This is a genomic window from Candidatus Cloacimonadota bacterium, from assembly GCA_011372345.1.
In the GTDB taxonomy this organism is placed as follows: Bacteria; Cloacimonadota; Cloacimonadia; order Cloacimonadales; family TCS61; genus DRTC01.
In genome coordinates, this window is record DRTC01000603.1 from 1 (window position 1) to 3,579 (window position 3,579).

The following is a 3,579-nucleotide window of genomic DNA, read 5'->3' on the forward strand; positions in this document are numbered from 1 at the left end:
GACCTCTATCTTCTTATTAACCACCAACTTAAGTTGGTGGTTAATGAAACAGGAAAAAGTATTAACCGTTTTAACGGTTTCTAATTTTATTGAATTTGACCTTTTTAGAGTGGACTCAATAATGAAAGAACGAAAACCGTTTGCTTATTGCTAAACTCCGTTTGGTAACAATGTGAACGCACAATAGAAAGAACCATTGAAAAGATTAAGCAGGAAGAGCATTTCTTGTAAATCTTTTCAAGGTAAAAATAAATTATGACTGAAATCATCAAATTTAAAATAAACGAAGTCCAACCGGAAAAAGATAAAATTTTCAAAGAAATCGGCTATTCATCAATCCAAAAAATACCTGAAAAAATTCAAAATCTTTATGAAGAATCATTAAAGATCTTTCGAGAAACTTCAAATCCTGTCGGGATAATTTCTGAAATCTCTAAAGAAGAATTCGAAAAAGTTTTTTTCGTAGAAGGTAATAATTCTGCAGAAACTCCCATTCAAAACATTTATCGAAAAGCAGATTATCTATCTTTATTTGCTGTTACTTTAGGTAAAAAAGTGAGTGATAAAATCCGGGAGTTTTTCCGGAAAAATGATTTCGCTTTAGGTCATTTGCTGGATTGTATCGCTTCTCTTGCTGCGGATAATATGGTTAGAAAATTGGAGAATTTAAACACTGAAAATCTTGGTATTCTTTATCAACAACTTCCAAGATTAAAGCACCGAAATCACCGAAAAGACATAAGAACTCTGGCTTACAGTCCCGGTTATTGCGGTTGGCATATTTCCGGGCAGAAAAAGTTGTTTGAGTTTCTAAAACCGGAAAAAATCGGCATAACTCTGAACGATAGTTTTTTGATGATTCCCTTGAAATCGATTTCCGGAGTTTTGATTTCCGGGAAAAGAGAGATTCATCAATTTAAAAATAATTTTTCGTTTTGTTCGATGTGTAAGACAAAAAGTTGTCTGGAGAGGATGTAGCCCCATCGTCCCGATGGGAAAAAAATAGAAACCACCGGGACGGTGGTGATACAAAAGGAGAAGTAATGCAAATATTAAATCAAATTTCAGAATTTCTACAACAAGGAGACGATGAAAAAGTATTCGATCTAACGAAGCAGGCAATCGCGGAGAATATTTCTCCCAAAGAAATTCTCGATAACGGTTTGATCGCAGGAATGAACATTATCGGAGAGCAATTCCGCAAACACGAGATATTCCTTCCAGATGTTCTGATGGCTGCCAAAGCAATGTATGCCGGACTCGATCAATTAAAACCACTTCTGATTTCCGAAGGAATCCCAACTATGGGTAAAATCGTGATTGGAACTGTGCAGGGAGATCTTCACGATATTGGGAAAAATCTGGTCGGAATTATGTTGAAAGGAGCAGGCTTTGATGTTATCGATCTCGGAAGAGATGTTCCTCCGGAAAAATTTATTGAAACTGCGAAAAAGGAAAACGCAAATTTGATCGGGCTGTCAGCTCTGCTGACAACAACAATGATCAATATGAAGAAAGTAGTAAATCTGGTCAGAGCAGATGGCTCGGATATCAAAGTGATCATCGGTGGAGCTCCTGTTTCAAAAAAATATGCAAATGAGATCGGAGCAGATGCCTATGCTTATGATGCTGGAAAAGCAGTCGAGATGGTGAAGGAGATGATATAACTCACCCTCTGTCCCTCTCTTGAGAATAGAGGGATGAATTTCGGCACAATTTGATTGATAGCAATTCTTCTTGCTTCTCTTTGTTCCTTCTCTTTTGAGAGAAGGACAGCAGGATGAGTTAAGGGAAAAGTGAATTTATGGAAAATATGTTAACAGAATTAACCAACAAAATCCTTGTTGGTGACGGAGCAATGGGAACAATGCTTTTCCAAAAAGGATTAAAGCAGGGAGATGCTCCGGAAACTGTCTGTTTGAACAATCCTGAAGTATTGGAAGAAATCGCAAAAATCTATTTGGATGCCGGAGCAGATATCATTGAAACGAATACATTCGGCGGTTCTCCACTTAAATTATCCGACTACAATTTGCAGGATAAAACAGGGGAAATAAATCGGATTGCAGTTGAAAGAGTTAGGAAAGCCGTCGGAGAAGAAGCTTACATTTCCGGTTCTGTCGGTCCTTCGGGAAAAATGCTGAAACCTTTTGGTGATGCTGATCCGGAAGATATTTATCAAAGTTTCAGAAGGCAGATCAAAGTTCTGATCGAATCCGGTATTGATATCATCTGCATCGAGACAATGATAGATTTGAATGAAGCAATCTTAGCAATAAAGGCAGTTAAATCCATCTCCCAAAAAATTCCGATCATCACAACTATGACCTTCAACGAGACTCCACGAGGATTCTTTACAATTATGGGAAATGATATCGAAACTGTGTCAGAAAAATTAGAAGAAAATAGAGCAGATATTATCGGTTCAAATTGCGGGAATGGAATCGAGAACATGATCAAAATTGCTCATGAATTTAAGAAATACACCAAACTTCCGATCATTATCCAGTCCAATGCAGGTCTTCCCGAACTGAAAAAAGGTAAAATCTTCTATTCCGAAACTCCTGAATTTTTTGCAGAAAAGACGATGGAATTGATCGCTGCCGGAGTTTCCATTATTGGAGGTTGCTGCGGAACAACTCCCAAACATATTCAGGCAATTCGGAAAGTTGTTGACAATCATATTTAATTTGAAATTTTTGGAAAAAAAATTGATCGTTTGATAAGTGAAAGGAGAGTGTATGCAAATAGAATCATATATGCTGACAGATGTTAAAACCTGCACAGAAAACGAAACTATAGATTCTGTAGCAAAAATTATGTCAACCAATGATATTGGATCGGTCATTGTCGTAAAAGATGGTATTCCTATCGGCATTTTTTCGGAAAGAGATTTACTTAAAAGAGTGGTAGCAAGTGGGAAAAATCCTACGAAGACCACTGTTGGTGAAGTAATGACTAGAGAATTGATTACAATTAGCAAAGATAAAAAACTTCGAGAAGTGTATCATGTTTTTGTGATCAATCATATTCGTCATTTACCGATTTTAGAAAATGGTAAGTTAATAGGTATCGTTTCTTTGAAGGATATTGCCAGAGTGCTTGATCAACGGATCTTTGGTTTAAGCTTTAATAAAATTGATTTCTCCGGATTTTATTAAAACCGGAGTCTATATTCTATAGAATAAACTTCATTGTATTATTAGAAAATATTAAGTTCGCTATTTTACTGTTTGGATTTTAAGTAAAATAGCGAACTTTTACATTTTTCATGTAGGAATGAGATGAAAACCTTTGAAAAAGTTACGCCATTCATAAAGAAAAACTGGTTCCGCATTTTTGTTGGATTACTCTTGATAGTAGCAGTTGATCTTTTACAGCTTGTCGTTCCCAAAATAATGCAGAAAGCAGTCGATCTGGTCGAAATTCCTGGAACTACATCTTCGAGCTTGATCAAACCTGCACTTTTGATCTTTCTAATCGCGATTGGAATTGCTGCCATCCGGTTCGTCTGGAGATTGCTTCTCATCGGAAATGCCTGGTTCGTCGATCGGGAACTTCGTCAGATGTATTATGAAC

The 3,579-nt window shown here is 36.6% G+C and carries 5 protein-coding genes; all 5 read left to right on the top strand.

Features of this window, described 5'->3' with window-relative positions; all coding sequences use genetic code 11:
- The first annotated feature begins 255 nt into the window (after positions 1-255).
- Positions 256-978 carry a hypothetical protein gene (locus ENL20_11535; protein HHE39185.1) on the top strand — a complete coding sequence of 241 codons (723 nt, stop codon included), beginning with the start codon at positions 256-258 and terminating at the stop codon, positions 976-978.
- Between the two features lie 65 nt (positions 979-1,043).
- Positions 1,044-1,667 (top strand): cobalamin-binding protein, encoded by a 624-nt coding sequence (locus ENL20_11540; protein ID HHE39186.1) that lies wholly within the window; start codon positions 1,044-1,046, stop codon positions 1,665-1,667.
- A gap of 137 nt (positions 1,668-1,804) precedes the next feature.
- Positions 1,805-2,689 (top strand): 5-methyltetrahydrofolate--homocysteine methyltransferase, encoded by an 885-nt coding sequence (locus ENL20_11545; GenBank protein ID HHE39187.1) that lies wholly within the window; start codon positions 1,805-1,807, stop codon positions 2,687-2,689.
- Positions 2,690-2,741: 52 nt separating this feature from the next.
- A complete protein-coding gene (locus ENL20_11550; GenBank protein HHE39188.1) occupies positions 2,742-3,161 on the top strand; it encodes a CBS domain-containing protein in 420 nt (139 codons plus the stop codon).
- A gap of 123 nt (positions 3,162-3,284) precedes the next feature.
- A partial coding sequence (locus ENL20_11555; protein HHE39189.1) for an ABC transporter ATP-binding protein occupies positions 3,285-3,579 on the top strand: 295 nt, incomplete at its 3' end.

Excerpts from the sequence above, each read along its gene's own strand:
- ENL20_11545 (HHE39187.1), top strand. The coding sequence starts at position 1,805 with ATGGAAAATATGTTAACAGAATTAACCAACAAAATCCTTGTTGGTGAC.
- ENL20_11535 (HHE39185.1), top strand. The coding sequence starts at position 256 with ATGACTGAAATCATCAAATTTAAAATAAACGAAGTCCAACCGGAAAAA.
- ENL20_11550 (HHE39188.1), top strand. The coding sequence starts at position 2,742 with ATGCAAATAGAATCATATATGCTGACAGATGTTAAAACCTGCACAGAA.
- ENL20_11540 (HHE39186.1), top strand. The coding sequence starts at position 1,044 with ATGCAAATATTAAATCAAATTTCAGAATTTCTACAACAAGGAGACGAT.